Raw genomic sequence first — 24273 nt, forward strand, 5'->3', positions numbered from 1 at the left:
GGGCTCTAGCGGCGCACAAATTTGGACTGCAGACGGAATGGTGATTTTATCGCCTACCGCAGACGCCCGCTACGCTCGAGGTAACTGCCGAGCTAGAGACCGATTGGTGCGAGGGCAATACGAGGCCTCGAGCCTATGCTTTATCGCTCAGCTCATCTTCGAACTCGAGGCCGTGCCAATAGTCATTGCTTGCCTCCTGGAAGGCGCTTCTGCAATCTAACAGCCATTTTTGGCGGCCCTTTATACTACGCGCCCCTTGGCTATTGATGGCGATGTGCTCGAGCCAGCCCTCGAACTTTACGCAGGTCTCTTTTGTTCTCGCCCATCTCACTCGGGCTTCAACAAAACTGCCCCCTCCCGCGCACTGCTCACCAGCGCCGCGTAGCGCGCAAACAGCCCGCTTTTGTAGTGGGGCTTGGGGGGCTTCCAGGCTTTGGCCCGCCGGGCCAGCTCCTTTTCCGAGACCTCCAGGTTGAGCACCCCCCGGTCGCAGTCAATCGAGATGATGTCGCCCTCCTCAACCAGCGCGATGGGCCCGCCCACCTGGGCCTCGGGGGCCACGTGCCCGATCATCAGGCCCTTGGTGCCGCCGCTGAAGCGCCCGTCAGTCACCAGGGCCACATACGGCCCCAGCCCCTCGCCCACCAGGGCCGAGGTCACCGAGAGCATCTCGGGCATCCCAGGGGCCCCCTTGGGGCCTTCATAGCGGATCACCACCACGTCGCCGGGCTTGATCTGCTTTTTCAGCACGGCCTTCATGGCGCTTTGTTCACCGTCGAAAACCCGGGCCGGCCCCCGGTGCACCTTGGTCTCGGTGCCGGCCAGTTTGAGCACCGCGCCGTCCGGGGCCAGCGAACCCTTGAGCACCCGCAGGCCCCCTTCGGGTTTGAAGGGTTTTTTGGCGCTGGCGACCACCTTCTGGCCTTTGGTTTCCTTGGCGTTTTTGACCTCCTGCCAGAGGGTTTTCCCGCTCACGGTCATCTGGTCGCCGTCAATCAGGCCGCCTTCAATCAAGCGGCGAATCACCAGCGGAATACCTCCGGCTTCCCAAAGCTCCCAGGCGGTGTACTGGCCCCAGGGGCGCATATCGGCAATCACCGGGGTTTTGCGCGAGATTTTGTCGAACTCCTCGAGCGTGAGCTTGATGCCGGCCTCTTTAGCGATAGCCAGCAGGTGCAGCACCGCGTTGGTGGAGCCGCCGGTGGCTGCTACCGCGGCAATCGCATTGGTGAAGCTCTTTTTGGTCAGGAAGCTCTTGGGGGTGCGGCCCGCCTGGATGGCCTCGGCCAGAATCTGCATGGCCCGCCGCCCGGCCTCTTTTTTCTCGGGGGCGATGGCCGGAATGGCGTTGTAGCCGATGGGCGAAAACCCCATCACCTCCAGCACCATGGCCATGGTGTTGGCGGTGTACTGCCCACCGCAAGCACCAGGGCCGGGGATGGCGGTGCGCTCGACCTCGGCCAGCTCCTCCTCGGTGATCTGGCCGGCGGCGTACTGCCCCACCGCCTCGAAGACAGAGACCACGGTCTGCTTTTTGCCGCGCAGGAGGCCGGGGGCAATGGAGCCGCCATACAGCACCAGGCTGGGCACGTTGGCCCGGATCACCCCCATCATGGCCCCGGGGTTGGTCTTGTCGCAGGCCACCAGGGCCACCATGCCGTCGTAGAGGTAGCCCTGGGCGATGAGCTCGATGCTATCGGCGATCACCTCGCGGCTCACCAGCGAGGCCCGCATACCCACCGTTCCCATGCTGATGCCGTCGGAGATGGCCGGGGCCCCAAACTCGAAGGTCTGGAAGCCGGCCTCCTTGGCCCCAATCTTCAGGTCGGCGGCCAGGTCGCGCAGGTGGAAGTTGCAGGGCATCCCCTCGGTCCAGGTGTTCACGATGCCCACCCAGGGAATCTTGAATTCTTCGTCGCCGATGCCCACCGCGCGCAGCATGGCCCGGGCGGGGGCTTGTTGAGGGCCTTTTTTGATGATGTCCGAACGCATAGAAAAACCTCGCCAAAAGCCGAAGGTGAAAGGGTTTATTTGTTATGAGCCGTCTGTAACCGTTGCAATTTTACCGTGAAAGCGCCGGGGGTCGCCCTCGAGGATCCGCACCAGGGCCCTGGCCGACTGCTCGGGGGTGAGTACCCGCCCCTGGCTCTGGTAGCCCCGGAACAGGGGCCGCAGGGTCTCGCTGGCGCTCCCCTGGGCCTCCCGAAGCTGCCGCTGCATCTCGGTCTCCACGATGCCCGGTCGGAAGGTAAAGCAAGTAACTTCGGGCGCTTCCAGTGCCAGTTGCCGGGCCAGGTGTTCCTCGGCGGCCTTGGCGATGGCATAGATGCCCATGCCGGGTATGTTGTGCTCGGCCACCCCCGAGCCCAGAAACACCGCCACGCTGCCGGGCTGGCGGATTAGATGGGGATAGGCAAAGCGGGCCAGATGGTAGCCGCCCTTGACGTTGGAGTCCATGATCTCGTCGTACTGGGCCTCGATGAGTTCGTAGGCCAGCGGGCCGGCATTGAGCACACCGGCGTTGTGGATAAACCCCACAAAGTTTCCGATCTCGAGCGCGGCCTTAACCATCGCCTCGGCCACCGCAGCGCTGGCTGCGCTTCCGGCCACCGCCTCACAGCGCACCCCCAGGCCCCGCACCTCCTCGCACGCGAACTCGAGGGCCTTCTGGTTGCGGGCCCCAATGACCAGGTGGGCCCCGGCTCGAGCCAGCTCCAGGGCCAGGGCTTCGCCGATGCCCCGGCTGGCCCCGGTGATGATGAAGGTCTGTCCTTTCAGTTTCATGCTCTTTGTATACGACCTATTGCTGCAAAAGGCCAGGGGGTATCCGGCTGGCTATACCCGCCATCTCGAGGTTGCGTAGAGGGGTTGCTTAAGATTGCGGTCAGGCGGCCACTTTGTGCAAGGCCGCAATAACCTGCTGGGTAAAGGCCTGGGTGCTGGCCTGACCGCCCAGGTCGGGGGTGGGGTTGGTGGCCAGGGCGGCGGCCACCGCCTCCTCGATCTGCCGGGCCACCTCGGGCCGGTTCAGCGCATGGGTGAGCAGCATGGCCGCCGACAAAATGGCCGCGGTGGGGTTGGCGGTGCCCTTGCCGGCAATATCGGGCGCGGAACCATGCACGGGCTCGAACAGGGGGGTTTTTTCGCCCAGGCTGGCCGAAGGCAGGAGGCCCAGGGAGCCGGGCAGCACGCTGGCCAGGTCGGACAAGATATCGCCAAAGATGTTGCCGGTCACCACCACGTCGAACCGGCTGGGCCGGGTGACCAGGTGCATGGCCATGGCGTCCACGTACTGGTGCTCGAGGGCTACGTCGGGGTAGTGCTGGTGCACCTCGTCCACGGTCTTGCGCCAGAACTCGCCGACCTCGAGCACGTTGGCTTTGTCCACGCTGCACACCTGGTTGCGCCGCTTGCGGGCCGCCTCGAAGGCCACCCGGGCGATGCGCTCCACCTCGGGCTTGCTGTAGCGCTCGGTGTTCCAGCCCTCGGCCTCGCTCATGCCGCGCGGCTCGCCAAAGTAGATGCCGCCGGTCAGCTCACGGATGACCAGCACATCCACCCCTCGAGCGATCTCGGGCTTGAGGGGAGAAAGCGCCTCCAGGCCCGGCAGCACCTTGGCCGGGCGCAGGTTGGCGTACAGGCCGTGGGCTTTGCGCAAAGCCAGCAGGCCGGTCTCGGCCCGCAGGTGGCGGGGCACGTTGTCCCACTTGGGCCCGCCGATGGCCCCCAGCAGGATGGCGTCGGCCTCCAGGCAGCCCTTTCGGGTAATTTCGGGGAAGGGCTCGCCGTGGACGTCTATGGCGTTGCCGCCAAAGGGAAAAGCCTCGAACTCGAGGTTCAGACCATACACCTGATCGGCGGCTTTGAGCACCTCCACCGCCGCATAGGTCACTTCGGGGCCGATACCGTCACCGGGAAGCAGTGCGATTTTGGGCATGGGGTTCCTTTCTTTACTGGCGGGTGGCCTTGGGCAGCCGGGCCGCAGCCTGCTCGATTAGCTCGCCCGCTTCCAGCAGGTCGGCGATGGGATCCCAGCGGCCCTCCACCAGGGCCTTTTGCGCGGTGGCGGGCAGGTTTACCTTAAAGGTGGTGTCTGCGTAGCGCACCTCGAGGCGCTCCACATCTATCGTCACCAGCAGGCTGGGGTCTTGCTCGATGGCCTGGGCCAGCTGCTCGATGTCGGCCTTGGAAGCGGTCACGCAGGGCATGGAGAGGGCGGTGGCGTTGCCGAAGAAAATTTCGGCAAAGCTCTCCCCCACCAGGGCCCGGAAACCGGCACGGTAGATGGCCTGGGGCGAGTGCTCGCGGCTGCTGCCGCAGCCAAAATTGGCCCCCACCAGCATAATGCTGGCCCCTTTGAAGCGGGGATCGTTCAGGGGGTGCGGCTTTTCGGAGCCGTCGGGATTGAAGCGCTCATCGTAGAAAAGGGCCTCGCCCAGCCCGTCAAAGGTGACCACCTTCAAGTAGCGCGCCGGCGTGATGCGGTCGGTGTCGATATCGTTGCCGGGGACGTGCACAGCCCGGCCCTGCACCTGCTTGATTGGTTCTAAAGCCATTTACTTACCCTCCTTGTCTCTGAAAAACCCCATAATGCTCCAGACCCCCACAATGGCCGCCGCGGAACAAAGGGCAAAGCCCACCCCGAACACCACCCAACTTAAGAGCGGGTTGGTCTCCAGGTTGCCCAGCCATAGTCCCAGGGTCGCCAGCGAAAGCAGCACCGAGGCCGCCACCAGCGTCACCCCGCGAATCAGATTCTTCGTGGACAAACGAACCTCACCATCAAGCGTATCTGGGTTTACCGACTTATGCCCCCACCAGCGCCTCGACCCCAAACACCTCCCGCGCATCGCTTATCTGGCCGGTTACCGCCGCTGCTATCACCATCACCGGCGACATCAGCACGGTGCGGCCCGTGGCGCTGCCCTGGCGGCCCTTGAAGTTGCGGTTGGAGCTGCTGGCGCACAGCTCATCCCCCACCAGCTTGTCGGGGTTCATAGCCAGGCACATCGAGCAGCCCGCCCCGCGCCACTCGAACCCGGCCTGGCGGAAGATCTCGGCGATGCCCTCCTCCTCGCACTGCTTAGCCACCTGCTGCGAGCCCGGTACTGCAATGGCCCGCACCCCCGGGGCCACCTTGCGGCCCTTGAGGTACTTGGCGGCCTCGCGGAAGTCGGAGATGCGCCCGTTGGTGCAGCTTCCCAAAAAGGCCACATCCACCTTAACGCCTTTGATGGGCTGGCCGGGCTTCAGTTTCATGTGCTTGAGGGCCTCTTCCAGCCCGGGTCGCTCGGCCTCGGGGTAGAGGGCCGGGTCGGGCACCCGGTCGGTGATGGCACAACCCTGGCCGGGGTTGATGCCCCAGGTCACCGTCGGGGCGATGTCCTCGGCTCGGATGTTCACCACGTCGTCGTAGTGGGCGTCGGGGTCGGAGGCTAGGGCCTTCCAGCGGGCCACGGCTTTTTCCCACTCCTCGCCCTTGGGGGCGTAGGGGCGGCCCTTCAGGTAGTCGAAGGTGGTCTGGTCGGGGTTGACGTAGCCGATGCGAGCCCCGCCCTCGATGCTCATGTTGCAGACGGTCATGCGCTCTTCCATGCTGAAGTTATCGAAGACGCTGCCGCCGTACTCGTAGGCGTAGCCGATGCCGCCATTGACCCCCAGCACCTTGATGATGTGCAGGATCACGTCCTTGGCGTAGACCCCTGGACGAAGCTGGCCCTCAACGTTGATGCGCCGCACCTTGAGCTTGCTGACGGCCATGGTCTGGGTGGCCAGCACATCGCGCACCTGGGTGGTGCCAATCCCGAAGGCGATGGCCCCAAACGCCCCGTGGGTCGAGGTGTGGGAGTCGCCGCAGGCGATGGTCATGCCGGGCTGGGTGATGCCGTTCTCGGGGCCAATCACGTGCACGATACCCTGAAGCCCCGAGGTCACGTCGAAAAAGGTAATCCCGAAGTCCTGCACGTTCTTGCGCAGTTGCCGAATCATCTCGTCGGCCTGGGGGTCTTCGAAGGGCTCGAGCAGGGAGTGGGTGGGCACGATGTGGTCTACCGTGGCAAAGGTGCGTTCAGGAAAGCGCACCTTGAGGCCCAGGTCGCGCAACATACCAAAGGCCTGGGGGCTGGTGACCTCGTGGATCAGGTGGGTATCGATGAACAGCTGGGTCTGCCCGTTGGGCAGGGTTCGGATGGCGTGGCTCTCCCAGACTTTCTCGTACAAACTTTTGCCCATAGATGTCCTCTCCTTTGAGCGCCTCAAAAACCCCAGCGGCGTAGGGCCCTGGGGTCGTGCAGTACAGCAGCTAGACCCCTCGAGCGGGGCTTAGTAGGAGCTGCTTTACTCGAGCCGGCATCGCCAAAAGTATAGGCTTTGGTATACCAAAACGTCAAGGCCCGGTTTGAAGCAGCAAGAAACGCGTATGTGGCCGATTCGCAGGAGCCATGACCGCAAAGTGGGTATGCTGTGGATGTATGTCGCTCGTACGGCTGGGACAGGGGCGCGAGGCCGAGGTGTTTGCCTGGGCCGACGGTTACGTGCTCAAGCTGTTCTGGCCGGAGTTTTCCCAGGCCGATGCCCAGCTCGAGGCTCAGCTCACCCAGCAGGTCTGGCTGCTGGGGGTGCCCTCGCCCAGGGTGGAGGATGTGCTGGAGTTCGAGGGGCGCTGGGGGCTGGTGCTCGAGTGGATTCGGGGTGTGCCGCTTACCGACTACATCCAGTCCAACCCCGACCGCTTGCGCTTTGCCGCGCAGATGCTGGGGGCTTTGCACCGCCAGCTGCACAGTAAAACCGCAGGACACCTACCTTCGCAGCGGCACTACCTCATCCAGCGCATCCAGGCCTGCCGGCTTTCAGAGGCCGAGCGAGCGGCGTTGTTGCAACACCTCGAGCGCCTAACCGATGGAACCGCCCTTTGCCACGGCGATTTTCATCCCGAGAATGTGCTGGTAGGCAAGGAGGGCGTGTTCGTGGTGGACTGGCCCAGCGCCATGCGGGGTAACCCCCTGGCCGATATCGCCCGAACCACCTTGCTCATCCTGCACAGCGAGCTTCCCCCCGACCTGCCCGCCCGTGAGGAAATTTTGCGTCAGCGTGAGGTTTTTTACCAAACCTACCTCGAGGACTATCAAAGCTTTTCCGGCCTCAATCTGACCGAGTTACAGGCCTGGATGCCCATCGTAGCTGCAGCCCGCCTGCGGGAGAATATCCCCGGCGAGGAACCCAGGTTGATGCAACTCATCCAGGAAGGTTTGCGGGAATACGGTGCCTTGGTCTGAACACGACCACAACTGCCAACCGGATATCTCGTAGACAGCCCCCCATTTTGCTACACTTAGAATCCGCGCGGCCCCGGAATCCCTCCGGTAGGCCCAGAGGTTTACATGAAAACAAACATCATCACCTATGGCTGCCAGATGAACGAGTACGACACCCACCTCGTGCGAAGCGAGCTGGTGTCGTTTGGCGCGGAGTTTGTAGACACCTGGCGGGAAGCCGACTTCGTGCTGGTCAACACCTGCGCGGTGCGGGGCAAGCCTGTGGAGAAGGTGCGCTCGCTTTTGGGTGAGCTGCGCAAGGAAAAAGAGAAGCGCCCCCTATTGGTGGGCATGATGGGCTGCCTGGCCCAGCTCGAGGAGGGCCAGCAGATGGCCCGCAAGTTCGAGGTGGATGTGCTCCTGGGGCCGGGAGCGCTTACCGAGATTGGCAAGGCCCTCGAGGCCAAAAGCCGCTTCTGGGACTTGAGCTTCCGCGAAGAGCTCACCCACCACCTGCCCCCTGCGCCCCAGGGGGCCCTATCGGCCTTTGTGAGCATCATCCGGGGCTGCAACCACCACTGCACCTACTGCATCGTGCCCACCACCCGTGGCCCCGAGGTAAGCCGCCACCCCGACCTGATTCTGCGCGAGGTGGAGCAGCTCAAGGCCGCGGGGGTGCTCGAGGTCACCCTGTTAGGCCAGAACGTCAACTCCTACGGCAAAGACCAGCCGGGCTTCCCCAGCTTCGCCGAGCTGTTGCGCCTGGTTGCCCAGGTGGGGATTCCCCGCATCAAATTCACCACCAGCCACCCGGTCAACTTCACCGACGACGTAATTGCCGCCATGGCCGAGACCCCCCAGGTCTGCCGCTACATCCACCTGCCGGTACAGTCCGGCTCCAACCGGGTGCTGCGCCGCATGGGGCGGGAGTACCGGCGGGAATGGTACCTGGATCGTATCCGGGCCATCCGCGAGGCCATGCCGGACGTGGTGCTCTCCACCGACATCATCGTGGGCTTCCCCGGCGAGACCGAGGAAGACTTCCAGGCCACCCTCTCGCTCTACGACGAGGTACGCTACGACAGCGCCTACATGTTCATCTACTCCCCGCGCCCCGGCACCCCCAGCTACAAGCACTTCCAGGATTTGCCGCGCGAGGTCAAGGTCGAGCGGCTCCAGCGCCTGATTGAGAAGCAAAAAGAGTGGAGCTACCGGCAGAACCAGCGCTGGGTGGGCCAGACCGTAGAGGTCTTGGTGCGCGGCGCCGCCAAAGACGACAGCTTCGTGGAGGGCCACACCCGCGGCAACCACCCCACCCTGCTGCCCGCGGCCCAGGCCCCCCGCCCCGGCCTGTACCAGGCGGTCATCCAGCAGGCCACCCCCCACATGCTTCTGGGTGAGGTGGTGGGGGCGCAGGAGCCGGCCACGATTCCGCTGATGATGGCGTGAAAACCCAGGCTGAAATCGTGGTACTCGGGGCCGGCATCGCCGGGTTGTGTGCGGCCCGGGTGCTGCACGAGGCTGGCAGGGAGGTGCTGGTGGTGGCCCGCCAACTCGGCGAGGCCAGCCGGGTGCCCGATGCCCTGCTGAACCCGGTGCGGGGCAAGCGGGGGATGGTGGCACCCGAGGCCGAGGAGGCCTTAGAAGCCCTGTGGGACTTTTATCCCCGGTTCGGGACAGTACGACAGGGCATCCTGCGGCCTGTGCCCCAAAGCGATAGGCCGGTCTGGCAGCAAAAGCTACAGGGCCGCCGGATTCCGCACCTGTGGCTCGAGGAGGGTTTGTACCTGGAAAACGCGGGGTGGCTGGAGACCACCCCCCTGCTGCACCGCCTGGCCGAGGGCCTGAACATCCTGTACGCCAGCGTGGAACGACTCGAATCGGGCGTAGCGTGGCTCGAGGACGGAGGCAGGATATCGGGCAAGGTGCTGGTCTACGCCGGCGGTGCGAGCGGCGCGCACCTGGTAGGGCTGGGCGGGCGCTTCACCCCTGGCTCGGTGCTGCAAACCCAGCAGCACTTCAAGCAGGCGCGCTCGTATGGGGTGTATGTGGCCGGGCACAGCCTGGGCGGGAGCTATCTGCCCCACCAGGACAGGTATGCACCCCACCAGACCCAGCCGCACGAGGTGGAGTGGCTGCTGGCCGAGGCGCAAAAGCTGCTGGGCTACCAGCCCGTATTTAGTGCGTCCTGGGCCGGGGTGCGCTACCGGCTCGACCGCAACTACCTCAAGGAGATTCCGGGCGGCTTCGCCCTCACCGGTTTTGGCTCGGCGGCGTATTTTTACGCGCCTCTGTATGCCTGGCGCCTTCTCAAACGTCTCAGAGACTGTCTTAATACTTTCTAGGAGGCCAATCTTCTGACCATAAGCCGGATCATCGCTGTGTGGATGAAGGTCTCTGAGCTCTCAGGTAGAAGCTCATAGTCCCGGTTCAGCCTCCGATTGAAGCTCAGCCAGGCAAACGTCCGCTCCACCACCCATCTGCGGGGAATCACCACAAACCCCCGATGCCCCCGCGTCCTCTTCCGCACTTCCTCCTCCAAGTCCTCCGGAAGAGGCTGGTCTTTAGGCCACCAAATACCCCGGAAGTTGGCATCCGGCCTGCGCACCACCTCCACCGTCCAGCCCAAGGTGCGCCGAACCCATTCCTCAAACCTGCGCTTGTACCCCCCATCCACAAACAGATGCGACAACCGCTTCGACAGCCCCCTGGCCCCCTCCAGCACCTCTCGCCCGCCCTCCGCATCCGTGAGGTGGGCGGGCAGCACCTTGACTCCCAACACCAGCCCTTGTGTATCCACCAGCAGATGCCGTTTGCGCCCCTTTACCTTCTTGCCCGCGTCATACCCCCTGACCCCCCTTTTCCCGAGGTCTTCACGCTCTGGCTATCCAGAATCCCCGCGCTGGGTTCGGGCAGGCGTCCTGCTTTACGGCGGGTTTTCTCGCGCAGGGTGGTATGTATCTGTTCCAGAAAACCCGATTTGCGCCACAAACGGAAGTAGTGATAGACGGTTTTCCAGTGGGGCAGGTCATAGGGCATCATGCGCCAGGCGCAGCCGGCGCGGGTGATGTAGAAGATGCCGTTCAGGATTTCCCGCCAGGGATTCTCCCGGGGGCGATGGGGGGCGGCGGAGGGCTGGGGCATCAGGGGTGCCAGTATGGCCCATTCCTGGTCGGTCAGATCGCTGGGGTAGCGGCTTTGTCTGAGTTCCATGCGTGACTATAGCATGAGGGAGGCTATTAAGACAGTCTCTCATAAGAAATCTTCAAGACTCTTTCCACTAAAATGGAGCCATGCAACTGGCCCAACATCAGCGCCGCCCCCGGTTGGAACTCCAACTGCGACACCATCCGGATAACCTCCACGCCCTCTACCGGGAGTCCCAAGACCACACCGAACGCGCCCGCTGGCACGCTCTCTGGCTGCTGGCCAGGGGTCAGAGCATCCCCGAGGTAGCCAGGAATCTGGGCTATACCGATCGCTGGGTGCGTCAGGTAATCCACCGCTACAATCAGGGCCTGCCCATGAAGAATCTGCGGCACGAGAACAAAGGCCGGGCCCCCCTCGTACCGCCCGAACTCCAGGAGGGCTTCCGCCAGGCCCTCCTCCAGCCCCATCCCAGGGACGGGCTTTGGAGCATACGCAACGCTGCGGAGTGGCTGGCTGAAAGGCTGGGACGTCCGGTGGATGGGCGGCGGGCCTGGTACTGGATGCGTCGCCTGGGCCTGGCCCCGCTGCGCCCCCGGCCGCGCCACCGGGAGGCGGATGCGAAGCGGCAGGAGGCTTTCAAAAAAAGCTCTTTCTGATGGTTTTCCTGTTCAGGTTGCTCTTTCCTGAACTGGAGTTGGAGGTGTGGGGCTTTGATGAGCGCCGAATAGGGCTGAAGCCCATCCGCCGACGGGTATGGGCCTTGCGAGGGAGGACGCCGCTAGCGCAGGAGCGGCCCCGCTATCGCTGGCTGTATGTGTACGCCTTCATAAGACCGGGTACGGGGGAAAGCGAGTACTGGCTGCTGCCCTCGGTCTCGGTGGAGGGGTTCCAGTTGGTGTTGGAGGCCTTTGCCCGGCTACGGGGGGCGGGGGCGGGCAAGCTGGTACTGGTGGTGCTGGATCAGGCTGGCTGGCACACCTCGGGGCGGGTGGAGCCAGCCAAGGGCCTGGGGCTGTGTTATCTGCCACCCTACTCGCCCGAGTTGCAGCCGGTAGAACGAGTCTGGGGGCTCATTGACGCGGTCGTGGCCAATGGGCAGGTGCAGGATGAAGAGGAGCTGTGGGCCAAGGTGGAAGCCCGGTGCGCTTACCTACAAACCCAGCCCGCGCTTATCCAGAGCTACACCCTATTTCACTGGTGGCCGGGGGGATGTTAGGGGAATGAATCAAAAGGATTTCATATCACCGGCCCATCCTGATAGACTATGCGCCATGCAGCAGTACCACGACCTGATGCGCCATGTGCTCGAGCACGGGGTAGATAAGTCCGACCGCACCGGCGTGGGCACCCGCTCGGTGTTCGGCTACCAGATGCGCTTTGACCTGCGCCAGAGTTTTCCCCTGGTAACCACCAAGAAAGTGCATTGGAAAAGCGTGGTCTACGAGCTTTTGTGGTTCTTGCGGGGCGATACCAATATCGGCTTCCTGCGCGAAAACGGGGTCACCATCTGGGACGAGTGGGCCGACGAGGCGGGCGAGCTGGGGCCGGTGTACGGCAAGCAGTGGCGGAGCTGGGCCGGCCCGGACGGCCAGACCATCGATCAACTGGCCTGGGTGGTGGAAGAGATTCGGCGCAACCCCGACTCCCGCCGCCTGGTGGTGAGCGCCTGGAACGTGGCCGACCTGCCCCGCATGGCCCTGGCCCCCTGCCACATCCTGTTTCAGTTCTACGTGGCAGAAGGGCGGCTTTCCTGCCAGCTTTATCAGCGCAGCGCCGACATCTTTCTGGGGGTTCCCTTTAACATCGCTTCCTACGCGCTGCTGACGCTCATGGTGGCCCATGTCACGGGTCTGAAGCCCGGCGAGTTCATTCACACCCTGGGCGATGCTCACCTCTATCGCAATCACTTTGAGCAGGCCCGCTTGCAGCTTTCCCGCGAGCCCCGGCCCCTGCCCACGGTACGGCTCAACCCCGCTGTGCGAGACTTGTTCGCCTTCACTTACGACGACATCGAGCTGCTGGACTACCACCCCTACCCCCGCATCCCCGCCCCGGTAGCGGTTTAGTATGGCCCGGAAGATTGCTTTTGTGGTGGCAATGGACCAGAACCGCGCCATTGGCCGGGCTGGGGCGCTACCCTGGCACCTGCCCGACGACCTCAGGCGGTTCCGTGCGCTGACCCTGGGCAAGACCGTGCTGATGGGCCGCAAGACCTTTGAAAGCATCGGGCGGCCCCTCCCCAAACGCCGCAATGTGGTGCTCACCCGCGACCCGGCCTTTGCCGCCGAGGGCGTAGAGGTGGTGCACGCCCTCGAGGACGCCCTGAAGCTGGACGACGAGCTGATGGTGATTGGGGGGGGCGAAATCTACAGCCTGTTCCTGCCCCTAGCCACCCACCTGCACCTGACCCTGGTCGAGACGCTTATCCCCGATGCCGACACCTTTTTTCCCCCGTGGAACCAGGCCGGGTGGCGCGAGACCTACCGGGAGCACCACCCCGCCGACGAACGCCATCAATTTGCCTTTACCTATGTAGATCTTGAGCGCGACGAGTTTCCCACCTAGTTCACTACAAACCCGCGTCCTTCGGGCTTCGAGCAGCAGAAGCGATCCACAAAAAACCTCCCCGCAGGCGGGGAGGCCCTGTGTCGCAGTGCTGCTTAAGCCAAACCCAGACTCAGTTCTTCTTCCTCGAAGGCGATTGCGCCGTCTTTGAGGGTCACAAAAAGGGTGCGGCCCGGACGGGAGAGGAGCTCGAGCGAGAGCGGGTCTTCGATCTTCTCCCGAATCAGGTTACGCAGAATGCGGGTGCTGCCCTGCTTGGGAGCCTGGCTTACCAGCCAGGAGGCCACCGAGGGGTCGAAGCGCACCACCTTCTCGCGGGACTCGAGCTCTTTGGCGATGTCCTCGAGCATAATCTGCGTGACCTGCACCAGCTCGGGCTCGCTCAGGTTGCGGAAGCGGATGACCTCGTCCAGGCGGTCGAGGAACTCCGGGGTAAAGATGGCCTTGAGGGGGCTTTCGGTGTCCACCTCGCGGTTGGTGAAGCCGATGGCCGGCCCCACGTTAAAGCCGGTGTTGGAGGTCATGATCAGAATCACCCGGCGGAAGTCCACCGTGCGACCCAGGCCGTCGGTCAGACGGCCTTCGTCCAGCACCTGCAAGAAGGTGTTGTAGATGTCGGGGTGGGCTTTCTCGATCTCGTCCAGCAGCACCACGCTGAAGGGCTGGCGGCGCACCGCCTCGGTCAGGCGGCCCCCCTGCTCGTAGCCCACGTAGCCCGGCGGAGCCCCAATCAGCTTGGAGATGGAGTGCGGCTCCTGGAACTCGCTCATGTCGAAGCGGATGAGCGCCCGCTCCGAGCCAAAGAGCACCTCGGCCAGGGCCTTGGCCAGGTGGGTTTTGCCCACACCGGATGATCCCACGAACAGGAAGCTGGCCGAGACCCGCGTCCGGCCACCCAGCCCCACCCGGCTGCGGCGCAGCGCGGCGGCCAGGGCCTCGACGGCTTCCTTCTGGCCAATTACGCGCTTGTTCAGCTCTTCCTCGAGGCCAAAGAGCTTGCTGTCGTCCTTGTCGTCTACGTACACACCGCCCCAGGAGTCCACCACGCTCTCGATATCCTCGCGGGCCACCAGCGGGGTGCCATCTTCGTCCACCGCCACCGGCAGACCCAGCGAGTCGTTGAGGCGCACGCGGCTGGCGGCTTCGTCAATCAGGTCAATGGCCTTGTCGGGGAAGTTGCGCCCCGGCAGGCTGCGGATGCCAATTTTGACCGAGAGGCCCAGAATCTCGTCGGGGATGACCACCCCGTGGTGGGCCTCGTAGCGGGGCCGCAACCCTTTGAGGATTTCCAGGGTCTCCTCGGGGGTGGGCTCTAACACGATTACCGGCTGGAAGCGGCGCTCCAGGGCCGCGTCTTTCTCGATATAACGATGGTACTCGCCGGTGGTGGTAGCCCCGATGACCTGAATCTCGCCCCGGCTCAGGGGGGGCTTGAGGATGTTGGCGGCGTCCAGGGTGCCCTCGGCCCCGCCCGCCCCAATCAGGGTGTGCAGCTCGTCAATGAAGGCCACCACCTTGGCGTTTTTGAGCTCCTCGATAATCTGGCGCAGGCGCTCTTCGAACTCGCCCCGGTACTTGGTGCCGGCCACCACCCCAGCCAGATCCACCGAGACGATGCGGGCCCCGCGCAGCACCGGCGGCACCCGGCCCTCCACGATGGCCTGGGCCAGCCCCTCCACAATGGCGGTCTTACCCACGCCGGGGTCGCCCACCAGCACGGGGTTGTTTTTGGTGCGACGGGCCAGAATCTGGATAACCCGGTTAATCTCTTCGGTTCGGCCAATCACAGGGTCGAGTTTGCCCTCTCGAGCCTCACGGGTGAGGTCGCGGCCATACTCGTCCAGGAACGGCGTAGCCACGGCTTTTTCCTTGGTTTGCTCGCCGGCCTGCGAGAGCACCCGCCAGCGGATGGTGTCCACATCCTTGGCGTAATGGGTCATGATGCGGTAAGCGATGCCGTCGCCCTCGCGGATGATGCCCAGCAGTATGTGCTCGGTGCCAATCACCTGGCTCGACATGTTGCGGGCCTCGGCCCCGGCCAGCTCCATCACCCGCCGGGCGCGCGGGGTGATGGCCGGCGGCTCACCGGTGCGGCTGCCCTCGCCCCGCCCGACCAGCTCCTCGACCATCCGACGCATGGCCTCCAAGCTGGCCCCGTACTCCATCAGGATGCGCGCGGCCGTACCTCCCTCGCGCATCAGGCCCAGTAGCAGGTGCTCGGGCCCGATCATGCTATGGCCCAGTCGGCTCCCTTCCTCCCTGGCGTAATGAAAAACCAACCTGGCGCGATCGTCGTACCTGTTCAAGCGCGAACCTCCTGGTATGTCGTACAAGTATTCATAGCGCCGCTTTCTTCCTACCTCAATATTACAGTATGACCGACCTGTTTTAGGTGTTTGCGCCACACGTTACGAAGCGTTTAACAAAGGTGGCGTACAGCAACCGGGTTGCCCAACTCTGTGGGCACCTAGCTTCGTCCGCCGAGTTATGTGCTTGGGCTGAATTCCGAGCAGTCCACCCGCAGCTCGGGTACGGGCAGAGGTTTTTGCAGGAGTGCACAGTGATACTTACCCTGCTGGCTTTGCAAATACCGGCATAGCAGACACATGCGTACCACGGTGATAACCGAGTCCTCCACCAGCCGGGCCAGTAAAGTTAGCAGCAGGTCATACAGCACTTCTTTATGCGTGGTTTCTAGTGTTTTTAGCGCTTCCTGCAAGGGCCGATCCCAGTCTTTGAGCTTCTCCACATGCTCGAGGCCCGCAGGGGTCAGCTCGAGGGTATGGGTTCGGCGGTCGCGGCCAGGGTGGCGTGTCAGCAGCCCTTTGCCTACCAAAGCCCGAACCGCATCACTGATTGTAGCGGGGGTCAGGTCGAAGTACTGAGCCAGCACCCCTACCCTGCGTGTGGTGGGTTCGCGGAGATTAAGGTGAAGCAAAATCAGGGCTTGAATAGGACTGAGGCCCAGGGGCTCGGCTTTTTGCCATAGCAAGACCCGCTGGGCCTGAGCAAGACGCTCGAGAGCCGATGCAAGTTTTTTTTCCAAAGGCGCTTCCATGGCGCGGTGCGGATCACCACACCGCCGGTATTGTACTTTAGGGACGGAAACTGCTGAAAACAAAGTCGGTGTTTGCCGCGCCCTTGTGGCATTCGTAACAGCTATTCACGTTTATTTCAACAGCCCTGCGACCATCACCTTCAAACACTGCGTACCCCCAGTTGCCAGTTGCAGCAAAACGGCGGGAGTCTCTTTCCATCACAATCACAGCCTTGCGTTTCCCCTCGACCACCGCGTTGTTACCCACCACAGGTTCAAGCAAATCAAACACGATTACCGCCCCTTCGGGGAAGACCCGAGGGTTGGCCTGACAACCTTGCATGGCCCTGCTGTTGGCGTAGATGTGGTGCAGGCCGCCCACCAGCTCAAACAGAGGATGGCCCTTTTCCACAATCATGCTTTTGACGTGCGTCCAGGCACGGTAGCCTTCAGGATAGGCCACGCCACCAACGGATTGTCCAAGTATGCCAGCCGTCAGGCCAAAGCATCCCATCAGCAAAAGCAGGCCGAGCTTGGGCGTTTTCATGGCAGAATCTCCATATATTTAGGACTCCTAAATATATCATTCAGCAGCCCAATCTGTCAAGCCAGGTCTCAGCTGGCCAGCGTTTACACATTTGACCAAGTAAAGTTTTTTGGATATTATTTGCATACGGAGTATGCAAGTTTTCCCCATTTTTATTGCCATTGGAACAGGGATCTTGATAGCGGTTCTGGGACCAATTAATAGCTTACTGCAGGCCAAAGCCGGTATTTTGGGACTTTCCAGCCTGGTACACGTCATAGGTCTTGGCGTGTCTTTGCTAGGCTTGGCATTGTTTCAGCAAACCCCATTGTTTGGGGCATACTTAAGCACCTCGCAGCGCCTAGCCCTAGCTTTTTTTGCTGTTTGCCTTCTCCTAGCTTACGCCGGTTTAGTTGGGATAGGTATCCGGCAAGGCTTACCATGGTACAGTTTTTTGGGTGGAATCATTGGAATTCTTGTGGTGCTCGGAACGGTGTTTTCAGTAAGGGAGTTGGGTATTGCCAACGCCATTGCGCTGCTACTTGCAAGCCAGGTTCTGGCTGCTGCCTTGTTACAACAATTTGGGCTACTAGGCCTGGAAGCCAGTCCCCTTTCAGAAGCTAAGCTAATTGGCTTAGGCGTACTACTTTTGGGCGCTGTAATTGCTATCAGAAGCTGAATATGTCAGAAAGGCTACAGAGGCTCATCAACGGCAAGGGGCCAGTATATGTAGCCACCTATTTATTCGAGCACACCGGCCGCTACTTTGGTGCGCGCCTCGAGCGCGCCTGCCGGACAGGGCTGCTGGAAGGCCTGAAGCAACTGGGTTTTAGCCCAAAAGAGCCAATAACTTTTCTACCTTACCGGGACTCGAACGGTGCAATAGAGCTCTCGCTTGGAGAATCGTTCACGAAGGAAATTTTTCGCAAAGATATCGAGCGGCTGGAAAATGCCTTTGCTCTGATTGCACCGCTTTATCACACGCAGTTCGATGCGGGCATTTGCTTTGAAATTGGGTTCGCTGCAGGCCGAGGCCTGCCTACCATCGTATTGCTGACCAACAACTACCAGTATCGCTATTTCGAAAGACTCTATCGGCTACCTCCTCTGCTGGAACTCATGGCCAATCAAGTACTGGAGGAGGGCGAGTTCCCCTTCACAGAGCTGGCGAGCCAACCTGCGGTGTATCTTGACCTAATCGAAACGGCCTTGCAGCGCATAGAAAAAAGCCTTGGGAATACCATTGGTAAGCGCATACTGCACCCATCGGAAAAACCCTGGCTTTCCACTACGCCAGCCACTAGCCCGAACCGTCGCGTATTCCTCGAGTTTGGTGGGGGCGAGTTTGAGTTTCAGCAGATCTTGGCTGCAGAAGTACGCAAACTTCTGGAAAAAGACGGCTGGCAGGTACTCCTTGCGAAGCGTTACGAGTTGCTTCCCGAAGTAGACCTGCTCGAGGGTGCAAAGAAAGACTTGCAAGACGCCATTTCGTCGGATGTTGTGGTAGTACTGGGCGACGGATCCGATGTTAACCCAGAGAGCGCAGCTTTGCAGGGCTACCTGTATGCTCTAGGGCGCAAAATTGTGCTTTATTACTCTGGCAAAGGCTATATGCATGGTAGCGATGAATATAATATGCCACGCAATTTAATGCTTCAGCACTCAGCTTCTCGAATCGTAGCTACCAGTGCAGATATCGCCTCCGTCATTGGCGAGGTTATCTGCAATGGTCATAACTCATCCACATAACAAACGCTTGTTAGAATAGTGGGTATGAAACTAAGCAGTTACGCGGTCGGAGCCTGGCACCAGGGCGCGGACGACGGCACCCTGGTTACCGATGCGGTGTATGGCGAACCGGTGGCTTTGGTAAGCAGCCAGGGCCTGGATTTTGGGGCGATGGTGCGCTACGCCCGCGAGGTGGGTGGCCCCAACCTGCGCAAGTACACCTTCCACGAGCGGGCCGCCATGCTGCGGGCCCTGGCCCAGTACCTGCAGGCCCGCAAGGAACAGTTCTACACGCTCTCCTACAAAACCGGGGCCACCCAGTACGATAGCTGGTTCGACATTGATGGGGGCCTTGGCACCTTTTTTAGCTACTCCTCGCTGGCCCGGCGCGAGCTGCCCAACGAGCGCTTCCTGGTCGAGGACGACCCTCTGACGATCTCCAAGCAGGGCACCTTTCTGGGGCGGCACATCCTGGTGCCCAGGGAGGGCGTGGCGGTGCACATCAACGCCTTCAATTTCCCGGTCTGGGGGATGCTGGAAAAGCTGGCCCCGGGCCTTATTGCCGGGGTTCCGGCCATCGTCAAGCCGGCCACCCAGACGGCCTACCTGACCGAGGCGGTCTTCCGGGCCATGATCGAGTCGGGGATTCTGCCGGAGGGGGCCATCCAGCTCATCTGCGGCGGCATCGGCGACCTGTTCGAGCACCTGAACGAGCAGGATAGCGTCACCTTTACCGGGTCGGCCTCCACCGGGCGCAAGCTGAAGGTACACCCCAGCCTGGTAGCCAACGCCGTACCCTTCAACATGGAGGCCGACAGCCTGAACTGCGCCATCCTGGGCCAGAGCGTGGAGCCGGGCGACCTCGAGTTCAAACTTTTCGTGAAGGAAGTGGCGCGGGAGATGACCGTCAAGGCCGGGCAGAAGTGCACCGCCATCCGCCGGGTGATCGTCCCCAAGGACAAACTGGAGGCCGTGCTGGAGGCCCTCAAGCAGGCGCTTTCCCAGGTGACCCTGGGTGACCCCAGCCGTCCCGAGGTGGGGATGGGCCCGCTGGTGGGGGCGGCGCAGCGCCGGGACGTGCAGGGTGTGCTCGAGCAGCTCAAGGCCCAGGGCTGCGAGGTGGCTTTCCAGGGTTCGCCCGAGCTTCTGGGCGGCGACTGGGAAAAAGGCGGCTTCATGGCCCCCACCCTGCTCTACAGCCCCAACCCCTGGGAGAGCGGGGCGCACGACCTCGAGCCCTTCGGCCCGGTAGCCACCCTGATGCCCTACGGGAGCCTGGACGAGGCCATCGCCCTGGCCCGGCGCGGCAAAGGCAGCCTGGTGGGGAGCATCGTGAGCTACAACCGGCAGGAGGCCCGCACCCTCTTCTTCGGCTGTGCCACCCACCACGGGCGCATGCTCATCCTCAACCGCGAAAACGCCCAGGAGTCCACCGGCCACGGCTCTCCCCTGCCGCTGCTGGTGCACGGTGGGCCGGGCCGGGCTGGGGCCGGCGAGGAGCTGGGCGGGGTGCGCGGCATCAAGCACTACCTCCAGCGCTGCGCGGTGCAGGCCGACCCCACCACCCTGATGGCCCTGAGCAACGAGTACGTGCGCGGGGCCGCGGTGCGCGAGGATGTGGTGCACCCCTTCCGCAAGTACTTTGAAGACCTGGAGATTGGCGAAAGCCTCCTGACCCACCGCCGCACCGTGACCGAGGCCGATATCGTGAACTTCGCCAACCTCACCGGCGACTACTTCTATGCCCACGTGGACGAGATTGGGGCCAAAGACTCCATCTTCGGGAAGCGGGTGGCCCACGGCTACTTCCTGATCTCTGCGGCGGCGGGCTTGTTTGTGAGCCCGGCGCCGGGGCCGGTGCTGGCTAACTACGGCCTCGAGCACCTGCGGTTTATCGAGCCGGTGGGCATCGGCGATACCATCCAGGCCCGCCTCACGGTCAAGTCGAAAAGCGCCAAAGAACCCAGGCCCGGCGAGCGGCCCACCGGGGTGGTGACCTGGGCGGTGGAGATTACCAACCAGGAGGGCAAGACCGTGGCCCTCTACGACATCCTGACCCTGGTGGAGCGCAAGCCCACGCTTCAGAATTCCACAGCCTCGGCCTGATAGCCCTTCTCGCCCCGTACCAGCCGGCCCATAGGCGGCCCCGGCTCGTGGGTGAAGCAGAGCAGGTAGTCACCCTCGAGCCAGCGTGCGTAGAGCTTTTTGCGGGTCTCGAGGGTGGTCATGGGGTAGAGGTCGAAGGCCGGGATGTAGAGGAGCGGCGTCTGCACCCGCAGGGCCACCAGGTCACCGGTGTAGGCCAGCCGCTGCCCTTCCGAGGCCAGCTCCACCACCTGCATCCCCAGGGTGTGGCCGGGCGCCGGCAGCACCCGCAGGCCGGGCAGCAGCTCGGCCTCCCCTTCCACCGCCTCAAAACGCCCCTGCTCGGCCAGCGGCTCCACGTTTTCTATGCGGTAGCTGGCCTGGCTGCGCTCGTGCGGGTGCAAAGCGTCCTCCAGCTCCTGCTTCTGCACAATGTGGCGGGCCCTGGGGAAGGTGGGCAGGAGCCGCCCCTCCACCAGCCGGGTGTTGAGCCCGGCGTGGTCGAAGTGCAGGTGGGTGTGCACCACCAGCGAGATGTCCTGCGGCCCTACCCCCAGCAGCGCCAGCTGATCCAGCAGGGGGTTGGTCTCGCTCAGGCCGTAGAGGCGGCGGAACTTCTCGTCGGGTTTGCGGTCAATGCCGGTCTCGATGAGCACCAGATGCCCGCCCACGCGCACCAGCAAAGGGTTCAGGCCCAGGCGGATGCGGTTCTGTTCGTCCGGGGTCACCAGCCTCGACCAGAGGCTCCTGGGCACGATGCCAAACATCGAGCCGCCATCTAGCCACAGCTCGCCGTCGTTCAGAATCCAGAGCTCGAGGTTACCGAGCTTGTGGTACAGGATGGGGCGCATTGGGGATGATTATCTCAGGTTCGAAGGCCGCCAGTCTACGCCGCATAACCGCGACTGCGTCCGGGCTCTGATCTACCAGCAAAAACCCCCGCCCATGGCGGGCCGCCGCCTCGCCAGTGGTGCCGGAGCCGGCGAAAAAGTCCAGCACCACCTCGCCGGGGTTGGAGTGCACCCGCACGATGCGCTCCAGGAGCCGCAGGGGTTTTTGGGTGGGGTAGCCGGTTTTCTCCTTGGAGGAGGTGGGCACGATGGTCATCCACCAGACATCGGTGGGGGTTTTGCCCCTCGAGGCCTTCTCCGGCCCGGCCATCTTGGGGGCCAGGTAGGGAATGCGGTCAATGGCCTCGTAGTTGAAGGTGTACTTTTGCGGGTGCTTGGCGTACCAGAGGAGGGTGTCGTGCTTGGCCGGCCAGCGCTTTTTGGAGCGACCGCCGTAGTCGTAGGCCCAGATGATCTCGTTGATGAAGCTCTTGCGGCCAAAGATCTGATCCAGGAGCACCTTCACGTAGTGCACCTCGCGGTAGTCCAGGTGCACGAAGAGCGAGCCGCTCGAGCTAAGCAGGCGGTAAGCTTGCTCGAGCCGGGGGCGCAGAAACTCTACAAAGTCGTCGTAGCGGTCGGGGTAGACGGGGGCCTCGAGGGCCTCGGTGCGGTAGCGCTTACCCCCAAAGCCACGGCGCGAGCCCTGTTCGTCGGCCACTGCGCGTATACGGCGCCGCTGCTGGGTTTTACGGGTGTTGAAGGGCGGGTCGAGGTAGATGAGCGGAAAGGAAGCATCGGGTAAGGTGCGGATGTAATCCAGACACTCCGCCTGCACAATGCGCCGCATCGGCCCGATTCTAGCCCATGAACTGGCCGACCGCACCCTGCAGGCCCGCCCGCACCTCGCTCAAGACCTCCGCCAGCCCCCGCCCCTCCTCCAGCGCCCGGATCAGGGCGCTGGCGATCACCGCCCCATCGGCGGCCTGGGCCGCTTGCTGGGCGGTGGCCCGGTTGGAGATGCCGAAGCCAATCGCCACCGGTGCGTCGGTAAAGCGCTTGATACGCTGCACCAGCTCGGGCAGGCCCTCCGGCAGCCGATCCCGCGCGCCGGTCACCCCGGCCACCGAGACGGTGTAGACGAAGCCGGTGCAGTGGGGGGTTACGGCCTGGATGCGGGCGTCGGTGGAGGTGGGGGCCAGCAGGAAGGTGGTCTCGAGGCCCGCCCGCTGGGCCAGCGACACCAGCTCTGGGTCTTCGTCGGGGGGCAGGTCAGGCAGAATCAGGCCGCTGGCCCCGGCCTCCTTGAACATCTGGAAGAAGGCCGCCGGGCCCACCGCCAGAACCGGGTTGATGTAGGTCATCAGAAAGAGGGGCTTGTCGGTCAGGGCCCGGATTTCCCGCACGAACCCGGCCACCTCGTCCACCCGCAGGCCCTGCCGCAGGGCTTGCTCGGAGGCCCGCTGGATCACCGGCCCGTCGCCCAGGGGGTCGGAGTAGGGCAGGCCCACCTCGAGCAGGTCGGCATAGGGCAGCACCTGCTCCACGATTTCCAGGTCGCGCCCACGGCTGGGGTAGCCGGCCATCACGTAAGGAATCAGGGCCGCCCGCCCCTCGGCTCGGGCCCTGGCGAAGGCTTCGCGGGTGGTCATGCCGCACCTCCCCCGGCCTCCATCAGCCGCATCACCTCCACCACGTCCTTGTCGCCCCGGCCCGAGAGGTTGATGACCATGACCTGCTCGGGTTCCATCTCCGGGGCCAGCTTGGCCGCGTAGGCGATGGCGTGGGCCGACTCCAGGGCCGGGATAATGCCTTCCAGTCGGCACAGAAGCTGGAAGCCCTCGAGGGCCTCCTCGTCGCTGATACCCACGTACTCGGCCAGGCCCTGCTCGGCGTAGTAGCTGTGCTCGGGGCCCACACCGGGGTAATCGAGGCCCGCCGAGACCGAGTGGGCCGGTAGAATCTGCCCGTCGTCGTCGTAGAGCAGGTACATCTTGGCCCCGTGCAGCACCCCCTTCCGGCCCGCCCCAATGCTCAGGCTGTGCAGGCCCGAGGCTTTGCCGTGGCCGGCGGCCTCCACCCCAATCAGCCGGGGCCGGTTCTCCTGGTAGGCAAAGGGTGCAAACACCCCAATGGCGTTGGAGCCCCCGCCCACGCAGGCCAGGATTACATCCGGGTTCTCGCGGCCCTCCTTCTCGAGGAGCTGGGCCTTAATTTCCTCGCCCACCACGCTCTGGAAGTCGCGGGCCATGGCCGGGTAGGGGTGCGGCCCCACCACCGAGCCGATGATGTAAAAGCTGTCGCGCACGTTGGTCACCCAGTCGCGGATGGCCTCGTTGGTGGCGTCCTTGAGGGTGCGGGTGCCGCTCTCCACGGGGCGTACCTCGGCCCCCAGGAGCCTCATGCGAAAGACGTTCAGGGCCTGCCGCCGCACGTCCTCGGCCCCCTGGTACACCACGCACTCCAGGCCCATCAGGGCCGCCACCGTAGCCACCGAGACACCGTGCTGGCCGGCGCCGGTCTCGGCGATTACCCGCTTCTTGCCCATGCGCTTGCACAGCAGGGCCTGGCCCAGGGTGTTGTTGATCTTGTGGGCCCCGGTGTGGTTCAGGTCTTCGCGCTTGAGGTAGATCTTGGCCCCGCCCAGGTGCCGGGTCAGGTTCTCGGCGAAGTAGAGGGGGCTGGGCCGGCCCACGTACTCGCGCAGGTAGTAGTCGTACTCGGCCAGGAACTCGGGGTCTTGCTTGTAGTGCAGATAGGCCTCGGTGAGCTCCTCCAGGGCCGGAATCAGGGTCTCGGGCACATAGCGCCCGCCGAAGTCGCCGTAGCGGCCCCTGGGGTTGGGTAAAGGATAACTGGGTAGCTGCATAGGTTCCTCGCAAAAAACTTGGGCTGGGTCGGATGGGGATAAACAAAAACTCGAGGTCGTGACCTCGAGGAAAGCCCAAACGCGTGGGAAAGGCCCGCCGCGCTCAGGCCGGGCGACGCCACCAGCGCTGGTGGTGCCACTTGTAGCTGCGGGGGGTGCGGGGTCGCATCTGCCCAAAGGGTAGCAAGCCCAGGGGCTTCCGTCAAGGTTGCAAAGAGCGCTTTCTGCAA

Annotated in this window: 24 protein-coding genes; 10 read left to right on the forward strand and 14 right to left on the reverse strand. The window is 63.3% G+C overall.

Annotated features, from left to right (window positions below; all coding sequences use genetic code 11):
• Nucleotides 1–327: 327 nt before the first annotated feature.
• The 6 genes from ilvD to leuC all read right to left on the reverse strand — a co-directional run bounded on the left by ilvD (nt 328) and on the right by leuC (nt 6231).
• Nucleotides 328–1992 (reverse strand): dihydroxy-acid dehydratase, encoded by a 1665-nt coding sequence (gene ilvD / locus Q0X18_RS06195; RefSeq protein ID WP_297559844.1) that lies wholly within the window; start codon nt 1990–1992, stop codon nt 328–330.
• 42 nt (nt 1993–2034) lie between these two features.
• Nucleotides 2035–2784 carry an SDR family NAD(P)-dependent oxidoreductase gene (locus Q0X18_RS06200; RefSeq protein WP_297559847.1) on the reverse strand — a complete coding sequence of 250 codons (750 nt, stop codon included), beginning with the start codon at nt 2782–2784 and terminating at the stop codon, nt 2035–2037.
• 100 nt (nt 2785–2884) lie between these two features.
• Complete coding sequence (gene leuB, locus Q0X18_RS06205; RefSeq protein ID WP_297559849.1) at nt 2885–3937, reverse strand: 3-isopropylmalate dehydrogenase; 1053 nt, start codon at nt 3935–3937, stop codon at nt 2885–2887.
• A 13-nt stretch (nt 3938–3950) separates the two neighbouring features.
• On the reverse strand, nt 3951–4556 hold the full coding sequence (gene leuD, locus Q0X18_RS06210) for a 3-isopropylmalate dehydratase small subunit (RefSeq protein WP_297559852.1): 606 nt from the start codon (nt 4554–4556) through the stop codon (nt 3951–3953).
• Nucleotides 4557–4769 carry a hypothetical protein gene (locus Q0X18_RS06215; protein WP_297559855.1) on the reverse strand — a complete coding sequence of 71 codons (213 nt, stop codon included), beginning with the start codon at nt 4767–4769 and terminating at the stop codon, nt 4557–4559. It lies immediately after the preceding gene.
• A gap of 37 nt (nt 4770–4806) precedes the next feature.
• Nucleotides 4807–6231 carry a 3-isopropylmalate dehydratase large subunit gene (gene leuC, locus Q0X18_RS06220; RefSeq protein WP_297559857.1) on the reverse strand — a complete coding sequence of 475 codons (1425 nt, stop codon included), beginning with the start codon at nt 6229–6231 and terminating at the stop codon, nt 4807–4809.
• Between the two features lie 239 nt (nt 6232–6470).
• On the opposite strand from leuC, the gene Q0X18_RS06225 reads away from it, so the two are divergent.
• The 3 genes from Q0X18_RS06225 (at nt 6471) to Q0X18_RS06235 (ending at nt 9598) form a co-directional block, all read left to right on the forward strand.
• Nucleotides 6471–7274: a phosphotransferase enzyme family protein gene (locus tag Q0X18_RS06225; protein ID WP_297559860.1), complete on the forward strand. Its 804-nt coding sequence runs from the start codon at nt 6471–6473 to the stop codon at nt 7272–7274.
• Between the two features lie 105 nt (nt 7275–7379).
• Nucleotides 7380–8702, forward strand: coding sequence for a tRNA (N6-isopentenyl adenosine(37)-C2)-methylthiotransferase MiaB (miaB, locus tag Q0X18_RS06230; RefSeq protein WP_297559862.1), 1323 nt, complete (start codon nt 7380–7382; stop codon nt 8700–8702).
• The gene (locus tag Q0X18_RS06235) at nt 8699–9598 is read left to right on the forward strand and encodes an FAD-binding oxidoreductase (RefSeq protein WP_297559864.1); all 900 of its coding nucleotides are present in this window, start codon (nt 8699–8701) and stop codon (nt 9596–9598) included. The genes miaB and Q0X18_RS06235 overlap by 4 nt, the downstream gene beginning before the upstream one ends.
• Here the strand turns inward: Q0X18_RS06235 and Q0X18_RS06240 are convergent.
• A protein-coding gene (locus Q0X18_RS06240) for an IS5 family transposase (RefSeq protein WP_297557946.1) occupies nt 9595–10466 on the reverse strand; the annotation gives its coding sequence in 2 pieces (ribosomal slippage) (nt 9595–10118 and nt 10118–10466; 873 coding nt in all). The genes Q0X18_RS06235 and Q0X18_RS06240 overlap by 4 nt on opposite strands.
• 80 nt (nt 10467–10546) lie before the next feature.
• Between Q0X18_RS06240 and Q0X18_RS06245 the strand changes: the two genes are divergently transcribed.
• Genes Q0X18_RS06245 through Q0X18_RS06260 form a run of 4 tightly spaced genes read left to right on the forward strand, consistent with a single transcriptional unit; the run spans nt 10547 to nt 12968 of the window.
• The gene (locus Q0X18_RS06245; protein ID WP_119361502.1) at nt 10547–11059 is read left to right on the forward strand and encodes a winged helix-turn-helix domain-containing protein; all 513 of its coding nucleotides are present in this window, start codon (nt 10547–10549) and stop codon (nt 11057–11059) included.
• A complete protein-coding gene (locus tag Q0X18_RS06250; RefSeq protein ID WP_297557198.1) occupies nt 11059–11619 on the forward strand; it encodes an IS630 family transposase in 561 nt (186 codons plus the stop codon). Before Q0X18_RS06245 ends, Q0X18_RS06250 begins: the two co-directional genes overlap by 1 nt.
• A gap of 55 nt (nt 11620–11674) precedes the next feature.
• Nucleotides 11675–12469, forward strand: coding sequence for a thymidylate synthase (locus Q0X18_RS06255; RefSeq protein WP_297559866.1), 795 nt, complete (start codon nt 11675–11677; stop codon nt 12467–12469).
• A gap of 1 nt (nt 12470) precedes the next feature.
• Nucleotides 12471–12968, forward strand: coding sequence for a dihydrofolate reductase (locus tag Q0X18_RS06260; protein ID WP_297559871.1), 498 nt, complete (start codon nt 12471–12473; stop codon nt 12966–12968).
• Between the two features lie 95 nt (nt 12969–13063).
• On the opposite strand, the gene Q0X18_RS06265 is transcribed toward Q0X18_RS06260, so the two are convergent.
• The 3 genes from Q0X18_RS06265 to Q0X18_RS06275 all read right to left on the reverse strand — a co-directional run bounded on the left by Q0X18_RS06265 (nt 13064) and on the right by Q0X18_RS06275 (nt 16552).
• The gene (locus Q0X18_RS06265) at nt 13064–15274 is read right to left on the reverse strand and encodes an ATP-dependent Clp protease ATP-binding subunit (protein WP_297559873.1); all 2211 of its coding nucleotides are present in this window, start codon (nt 15272–15274) and stop codon (nt 13064–13066) included.
• A gap of 179 nt (nt 15275–15453) precedes the next feature.
• Complete coding sequence (locus Q0X18_RS06270) at nt 15454–16014, reverse strand: MarR family winged helix-turn-helix transcriptional regulator (RefSeq protein ID WP_297559875.1); 561 nt, start codon at nt 16012–16014, stop codon at nt 15454–15456.
• Nucleotides 16015–16063: 49 nt separating this feature from the next.
• Nucleotides 16064–16552, reverse strand: a complete 489-nt coding sequence (locus Q0X18_RS06275) for a cytochrome P460 family protein (protein WP_297559878.1) — start codon at nt 16550–16552, stop codon at nt 16064–16066.
• A 133-nt stretch (nt 16553–16685) separates the two neighbouring features.
• Here Q0X18_RS06275 and Q0X18_RS06280 point away from each other — a divergent pair, with 133 nt between their 5' ends.
• The 3 genes from Q0X18_RS06280 to paaZ are packed head-to-tail and all read left to right on the forward strand — an operon-like array spanning nt 16686 to nt 20365.
• Nucleotides 16686–17210, forward strand: a complete 525-nt coding sequence (locus Q0X18_RS06280; RefSeq protein WP_297559880.1) for a DMT family transporter — start codon at nt 16686–16688, stop codon at nt 17208–17210.
• Nucleotides 17211–17212: 2 nt separating this feature from the next.
• Nucleotides 17213–18280, forward strand: coding sequence for a nucleoside 2-deoxyribosyltransferase (locus Q0X18_RS06285; RefSeq protein WP_297559883.1), 1068 nt, complete (start codon nt 17213–17215; stop codon nt 18278–18280).
• A 24-nt stretch (nt 18281–18304) separates the two neighbouring features.
• On the forward strand, nt 18305–20365 hold the full coding sequence (paaZ, locus tag Q0X18_RS06290) for a phenylacetic acid degradation bifunctional protein PaaZ (RefSeq protein ID WP_297559886.1): 2061 nt from the start codon (nt 18305–18307) through the stop codon (nt 20363–20365).
• Here paaZ and Q0X18_RS06295 read toward each other — a convergent pair.
• The 4 genes from Q0X18_RS06295 to trpB are packed head-to-tail and all read right to left on the reverse strand — an operon-like array spanning nt 20341 to nt 24043.
• The gene (locus Q0X18_RS06295) at nt 20341–21195 is read right to left on the reverse strand and encodes an MBL fold metallo-hydrolase (RefSeq protein WP_297559889.1); all 855 of its coding nucleotides are present in this window, start codon (nt 21193–21195) and stop codon (nt 20341–20343) included. The two genes, paaZ and Q0X18_RS06295, sit on opposite strands and share 25 nt — an antisense overlap.
• Nucleotides 21164–22024 carry a site-specific DNA-methyltransferase gene (locus Q0X18_RS06300; RefSeq protein WP_297559892.1) on the reverse strand — a complete coding sequence of 287 codons (861 nt, stop codon included), beginning with the start codon at nt 22022–22024 and terminating at the stop codon, nt 21164–21166. Before Q0X18_RS06300 ends, Q0X18_RS06295 begins: the two co-directional genes overlap by 32 nt.
• 10 nt (nt 22025–22034) lie before the next feature.
• Complete coding sequence (trpA, locus tag Q0X18_RS06305) at nt 22035–22826, reverse strand: tryptophan synthase subunit alpha (RefSeq protein WP_297559894.1); 792 nt, start codon at nt 22824–22826, stop codon at nt 22035–22037.
• Nucleotides 22823–24043, reverse strand: a complete 1221-nt coding sequence (gene trpB, locus Q0X18_RS06310) for a tryptophan synthase subunit beta (protein ID WP_297559897.1) — start codon at nt 24041–24043, stop codon at nt 22823–22825. Before trpB ends, trpA begins: the two co-directional genes overlap by 4 nt.
• Nucleotides 24044–24273 lie beyond the last annotated feature (230 nt).

The organism is Meiothermus sp. (assembly GCF_026004075.1).
Taxonomy (GTDB): Bacteria; Deinococcota; Deinococci; order Deinococcales; family Thermaceae; genus Meiothermus.